This is a genomic window from Streptomyces fuscigenes, from assembly GCF_021556455.1.
In the GTDB taxonomy this organism is placed as follows: Bacteria; Actinomycetota; Actinomycetes; order Streptomycetales; family Streptomycetaceae; genus Streptomyces; species Streptomyces fuscigenes.
This window is the reverse complement of sequence record NZ_JAKGCV010000320.1, coordinates 1-6,372: the sequence shown is the minus strand read 5'-3', so window position 1 is coordinate 6,372 and position 6,372 is coordinate 1. Positions and strand designations below refer to the sequence as shown.

4 protein-coding genes are annotated in these 6,372 nt (G+C 73.3%); 2 read left to right on the top strand and 2 right to left on the bottom strand.

Translation table 11 applies throughout. The features are described from left to right. Positions 1–72 precede the first annotated feature (72 nt). Positions 73–729 carry an MBL fold metallo-hydrolase gene (locus tag L1885_RS21165; RefSeq protein ID WP_235798748.1) on the bottom strand — a complete coding sequence of 219 codons (657 nt, stop codon included), beginning with the start codon at positions 727–729 and terminating at the stop codon, positions 73–75. Between the two features lie 302 nt (positions 730–1,031). On the opposite strand from L1885_RS21165, the gene uvrA reads away from it, so the two are divergent. Further along, positions 1,032–4,010, top strand: a complete 2,979-nt coding sequence (gene uvrA / locus L1885_RS21160) for an excinuclease ABC subunit UvrA (RefSeq protein ID WP_235798747.1) — start codon at positions 1,032–1,034, stop codon at positions 4,008–4,010. A 27-nt stretch (positions 4,011–4,037) separates the two neighbouring features. Then, positions 4,038–5,021 carry an alpha/beta fold hydrolase gene (locus L1885_RS21155; RefSeq protein WP_235798746.1) on the top strand — a complete coding sequence of 328 codons (984 nt, stop codon included), beginning with the start codon at positions 4,038–4,040 and terminating at the stop codon, positions 5,019–5,021. 191 nt (positions 5,022–5,212) lie between these two features. On the opposite strand, the gene L1885_RS21150 is transcribed toward L1885_RS21155, so the two are convergent. Beyond that, the gene (locus L1885_RS21150; protein WP_235798745.1) at positions 5,213–6,130 is read right to left on the bottom strand and encodes a carbohydrate kinase family protein; all 918 of its coding nucleotides are present in this window, start codon (positions 6,128–6,130) and stop codon (positions 5,213–5,215) included. Between the last annotated feature and the right edge of the window lie 242 nt (positions 6,131–6,372).

The following is a 6,372-nucleotide window of genomic DNA, read 5'->3' as shown; positions in this document are numbered from 1 at the left end:
CCCGCACCGGCCGCAGGCGGCGGACCGGCGGGCGCCCGCGGGCGTACCCGCGGGGCGCCTGCGCCCCCGCGCCTACCAGCCGCGCTCGCGCCACTCGGGCAGGTGGGGCCGCTCGTCGCCGAGCGTGGTGTCGTCCCCGTGGCCCGGGTAGACCCAGGTCTCGTCGGGCAGCGCGGCGAACAGCTTGGTCTCGACGTCGTGCAGCAGGCTCGCGAAGGCCTCGGGATCCTGGTGGGTGTTGCCGACGCCGCCGGGGAAGAGGCAGTCGCCGGTGAACAGGTGCGGGTGGCCGTGCGGGTCGTCGTAGACGAGCGCGATCGAGCCGGGGGTGTGCCCGACGAGGTGGCGCGCGGTGAGGGTGATCTCGCCGAAGCGGATCGTGTCGCCGTCGTCGACCGGCACGTCGGTGGGCACGGGGATGCCCTCGACGTCCTCGCGCCCGGCGTAGGTGCGGGCACCGGTGGCCTCCACGACCTCGGCGAGCGCCCCCCAGTGGTCGCCGTGGCGGTGCGTGGTGACGACGGCGGAGATGCCGTCCTCCCCGATCAGGCCGATGAGGGCGCCGGGCTCGGCCGCGGCGTCGACGAGCAGCTGCGCGTCGGTCGCGCGGCAGCGCAGCAGGTAGGCGTTGTTGTTCATGGGGCCGACGGCGATCTTCGAGATCATCAGGTCGGGCAGCTCGTGGACGTCGGCAGGCCCGCCGACCTGCACCGCTCCGCTGTAGGTCATGGGGCCCACCCTACGGGGGACGTGAGGGACGCCACCCGTTCGGGTGAAGAGGTCGTAAGTCCCCGGTAAATCGAATGCCCGTGCTATAAGCTCGGACGAGGCACCGGAAGAGGCATCCTGGTATGCGCACCACACGCACACCCGCACGGGCGCCACCGCAACGGATGCCGGGACCGACGCCTCCGTGCGGATGCGCCGGTGCAGCCGTACACCCCGCAGTGCATTCCATCGCTCTGGCGACCCCCGGTATTCCGCTGAGGGGGCTCCGCCCCTGCATCCCCCAACGAAAGGTGCGGACCGGCGTGGCCGACCGTCTCATCGTCCGTGGCGCTCGCGAGCACAATCTGCGCAATGTCTCGCTGGACCTGCCCCGGGACTCGCTCATCGTCTTCACCGGGCTGTCCGGATCCGGCAAGTCCTCACTCGCGTTCGACACGATCTTCGCGGAGGGCCAGCGCCGTTACGTGGAGTCGCTGTCCTCCTACGCCCGGCAGTTCCTCGGCCAGATGGACAAGCCGGACGTCGACTTCATCGAGGGCCTGTCCCCGGCCGTCTCGATCGACCAGAAGTCGACCTCGCGCAATCCGCGCTCGACGGTCGGCACGATCACCGAGGTCTACGACTACCTGCGCCTGCTCTTCGCGCGCATCGGCAAGCCGCACTGCCCCGTCTGCGGCCGGCCCATCACCCGGCAGTCGCCGCAGGCCATCGTGGACAAGGTGCTCGAACTGCCGGAGGGCAGCCGGTTCCAGGTCCTGTCGCCGCTGGTGCGGGAGCGCAAGGGCGAGTTCGTCGACCTGTTCTCGGACCTCCAGACGAAGGGCTACAGCCGGGCCCGGGTCGACGGCACCACGATCCAGCTGACCGACCCGCCGAAGCTCAAGAAGCAGGAGAAGCACACGATCGAGGTGGTCGTCGACCGCCTGACCGTGAAGGACTCGGCCAAGCGCCGGCTCACGGACTCGGTGGAGACCGCGCTCGGGCTCTCGGGCGGCATGGTCGTGCTGGACTTCGTCGACCTCCCCGAGGACGACCCCGAGCGCGAGCGGATGTACTCGGAGCACCTGTACTGCCCGTACGACGACCTGTCGTTCGAGGAGCTGGAGCCGCGCTCGTTCTCGTTCAACTCGCCGTTCGGCGCCTGCCCCGAGTGCACCGGCATCGGCACGCGGATGGAGGTGGACGCGGAGCTGATCGTCCCCGACGAGGAGAAGTCGCTGGACGAGGGAGCCATCCACCCGTGGTCGCACGGCCACACCCGCGAGTACTTCGGCCGCATGGTGGGCGGGCTGGCCGACGCGCTCGGCTTCCGCACGGACATCCCGTGGGCGGGGCTGCCGCAGCGCGCGAAGAAGGCCCTGCTGTACGGGCACAAGACGCAGGTCGAGGTCCGCTACCGCAACCGCTACGGGCGCGAGCGCGCCTACGTGACGCCGTCCTTCGAAGGCGCGGTCTCCTACGTCAAGCGGCGCCACCAGGAGGCCGAGAGCGACTCCAGCAGGGAGCGCTTCGAGGGCTACATGCGCGAGGTGCCGTGCCCGACCTGCGAGGGCACGCGCCTCAAGCCGATCGTGCTCGCGGTGACGGTGATGGGGAAGTCCATCGCCGAGGTGTCCGCGCTGTCGATCAGCGACTGCGCGGACTTCCTGGCGCAGCTCACGCTGAACGCGCGCGACAAGAAGATCGCCGAGCGGGTCCTCAAGGAGGTCAACGAGCGGCTGCGGTTCCTCGTCGACGTCGGCCTCGACTACCTCTCCCTCAACCGCGCGGCGGGCACGCTCTCCGGCGGCGAGGCGCAGCGCATCCGGCTCGCGACGCAGATCGGTTCGGGTCTCGTCGGTGTGCTCTACGTCCTCGACGAGCCGTCCATCGGCCTGCATCAGCGCGACAACCACCGGCTGATCGAGACCCTCGTGAGGCTGCGCGACATGGGCAACACCCTGATCGTGGTCGAGCACGACGAGGACACGATCAAGGTCGCGGACTGGGTCGTCGACATCGGCCCCGGCGCGGGCGAGCACGGCGGCAAGGTCGTGCACTCCGGGCCGTTGAAGGAACTGCTGAGCAACGACGAGTCGCTCACGGGCCAGTACCTGGTCGGGAAGCGGTCCATCCCGACGCCCGACGTGCGCCGGCCGGTCGACCCCTCGCGCCGGCTGACGGTGCACGGGGCCCGGGAGAACAACCTCCACGACATCGACGTCTCGTTCCCGCTGGGCGTGCTGACGGCGGTCACGGGCGTGTCCGGGTCCGGCAAGTCGACGCTGGTCAACGACATCCTGTACACGCACCTGGCCCGCGAGCTCAACGGCGCCAAGTCGGTGCCCGGGCGGCACACACGCGTCGACGGCGACGACCTGGTGGACAAGGTCGTGCATGTCGACCAGTCCCCGATCGGCCGGACGCCCCGGTCCAATCCCGCCACGTACACGGGCGTGTTCGACCACGTCCGCAAGCTGTTCGCGGAGACGACGGAGGCGAAGGTCCGCGGCTACCTCCAGGGACGCTTCTCGTTCAACGTGAAGGGCGGCCGCTGCGAGAACTGCGCGGGCGACGGCACCATCAAGATCGAGATGAACTTCCTCCCGGACGTGTACGTGCCGTGCGAGGTGTGCCACGGCGCCCGCTACAACCGCGAGACGCTGGAGGTCCACTACAAGGGCAAGAACATCGCCGAGGTGCTGGACATGCCGATCGAGGAGGCACTCGACTTCTTCGCGGCCGTCCCGACGATCTCGCGGCACCTCAAGACGCTCAACGAGGTGGGGCTCGGCTACGTCCGGCTCGGCCAGCCCGCGCCGACCCTCTCCGGCGGCGAGGCGCAGCGCGTGAAGCTCTCCAGCGAGCTGCAGAAGCGGTCCACGGGCAGCACGGTCTACGTGCTGGACGAGCCCACGACGGGCCTGCACTTCGAGGACATCAGCAAGCTGATCACGGTGCTGTCGGGCCTGGTCGAAAAGGGCAACTCGGTGATCGTGATCGAGCACAACCTGGACGTCATCAAGACGGCGGACTGGGTGATCGACATGGGCCCCGAGGGCGGCAACGGCGGCGGCCTCGTCGTGGCGGAGGGCACGCCCGAGCAGGTCGCGGGCGTGGCCACGAGCCACACCGGCAAGTTCCTCCGGGACATCCTCGACACGGAGCGCGTCAGCGAGGCGGCGGCGCCGCGCAGGAAGGCGCCGGCGCGCAAGGCGGCGGCGAAGAAGGCCCCGGCGAGGACGACCGCGAAGGCGGCACCCGTGAAGAAGGCCGCGGCCCGCAAACCGCGCGCCAAGTGAGTCGCGGGCCCGGCAGGATGCCGGGCCATGACGAACACTCCTGAAGAACGGGGCGGGCGCCCGCGGGCCCGGGCCGAGGACGCCGGGGGTGCCGGCCCCCGGGGCGCGGACGCCGCCGCCGACGGTGGTGTCACCGGTGGGGACGGCCCGTGCCGTGCCGCCGGCGGCACCGGCGTCGTGGCGGACGACGGGGCGCGGCTGTGGGCCGTCCGCGAGACGGACGGCCCCGCCGCGCCCGTGATCCTCTGCCACGGCGGTCCCGGCATCTGGGACACCCTCCGCGAACCGGCCGCGCTCCTCGGGGCGCGGCCGGTCGTGCGCTGGGACCAGCGCGGCTGCGGGCGCTCGCAGCGCACGGGCCCGTACACGGTGGCCCGGTCGGTGGCCGACCTGGAGGCCGTGCGGCGCACGTTCGGCCTGGAGCGCACGGCGCTGGTGGGGCATTCGTGGGGCGCGCAGCTCGCCCTCCTGCACGCCCTGGAGCACCCGGAGCGCGTGAGCGCCCTGGTGTACGTGTCCGGGGTGGGCGTGGACGACGAGTCCACCTGGCACCCCGCGTACGCGGCCGCGCACCGGGAGCGCCTCGGCCCGCGCCTCGGACGCTGGACGGCGCTGCGGGACAGGCGCGGGGACGGCCTCACGCGGGCGGAGGAACGCGAGCTCGCGGTGCTCCAGTGGTCGGCCGATTTCCTCGGGCCCGACGCCCTGGCGGCGGCCGAGGCCATGGCGACGCCCTGGTTCGGCGTCAATCAGGCGTGCAACCGGGCGCTCGGCCGCGAGATGCGGCAGCTCGTCGCCGGCGGCTGCCTGCGGGAGCGGTGCGCGGCCCTCGCCGTACCGGTCCTCATCCTCGACGGCGCCCGCGACATCCGGCCCCGCTCGGCCGTCGACTCCCTGGAACGCGCGCTGCCGCACGTCACGAGGGCCGTGCTGCCGGAGGCGGGGCACATGCCGTGGGCGGAGGACCCGGCGGGCTTCGCGTCGGCGCTCACTGCTTTCCTCGACGGCTGACGGCGCCCCGGCCCCGCGGCCTTGACCGGGACCCGGGACCCGGGAGTCGGGAGTCGGGAGTCGGCTCCGGGCCCGGGCCCGGGAGCCGGGACCGGGACTCGGCTCAAGGTCCCGGGCTCCGCACGCGTCCCGGTCCGACCGCGGAGGCCGGGCGCCCGCGGCACGGTCCGGCGAACCCCCGAGGGCCGGCGTCAGGCCGGGGGCAGCTCCGAGGCGTACGGGGGGTCGGCGCCGGGCCGCGAGCAGGTCACCGCGGACGCGCGGGCCGCGAACGTCAGGACCTCGCGCCAGCCGTCCTCGCCGAGGCCCCCGAGGCGGGCCGGGGTGAGGGCGTCCCGGGCGGCGAGGCCGTGCAGCAGGGCCGCGTTGACGGTGTCGCCGGCGCCGATGGTGTCCACGACCTCGACGGGCGCCGCGGGCACGGAGACCGGTCCGCCGCCCGCCGTGAACACGCTCAGCCCGCCGCCGCCCCGGGTGAGCACGACGGCCGCCGGTCCGCTGCCGAGCCAGCCCTCGGGTGTGCCCTCCAGCCACTCCGCGTCCTGTTCCGAGAGCTTGAGCAGCGTCACCGAGCGCAGCCACGACGCGAAACGGGCCCGGTAGGCGGCCGGGTCCGGCACGAGGCCCGGCCGGATGTTCGGGTCGAGGAGGGTGAACACGCCCCGGTCCGCCTCGCGGCGCAGCAGCGCCTCGTAGGCGGTGGCCCCCGGTTCGAGGACGAGCGAACACGTACCGAACGCGATCGCCCGAACGCGGGACGGCAGCGCCGCGGGCAGGGCGAAGAGGCGGTCGGCGCTGCCCTCCGCGTAGAACCCGAAGCCGGCGGAGCCGTCCTCGCCGAGCGTCGCGACCGCGAGCGTGGTGGGCTCGGGCCCGCGCTGGACGAGCGTCACGTCGACGTCCGCCTCGCGCAGGCCCTCGACGAGAGCCTCGCCGAACGCGTCGGTCGAGACGCGCGAGCAGAACGCGGCACGCTCTCCGAGCCGCCCGAGGGCGACGGCCGTGTTGTACGGGCCACCGCCGCGCCGGGGCGCCAGCGGCGCGAGGACCCCGTCCGCGCGCTCGGCGGGGACCAGATCGATCAGGGATTCACCGGCGACGACGATCACGGCACCGACCGTAGCCCACGCCTCTGGCCGGGCGCGGGGCCCCTGGCCCCACGGAACGGCCCGGGCCGAGGGCAGCGCGCGGGGTCCGGGGGGGGAAGAGGTGGTCCCGGCCGACCGGACCGGGGCGCCCCGGGCGGTGTCAGCGGTGCCGGCGCATCCGCTGGCCGACCTCGCCGTCGTCGGTCTCCCACCAGGGCCGCACGCGTTCGGCACCGGCCGCGGCGGCGGGCGGCACGGTCGCC

What these genes read in the sequence shown, in the direction of transcription:
- L1885_RS21155 (WP_235798746.1), top strand. Translation starts at nt 4,038, where the DNA reads ATGACGAACACTCCTGAAGAACGGGGCGGGCGCCCGCGGGCCCGGGCC.
- L1885_RS21165 (WP_235798748.1), bottom strand. Translation starts at nt 729, where the DNA reads ATGACCTACAGCGGAGCGGTGCAGGTCGGCGGGCCTGCCGACGTCCAC.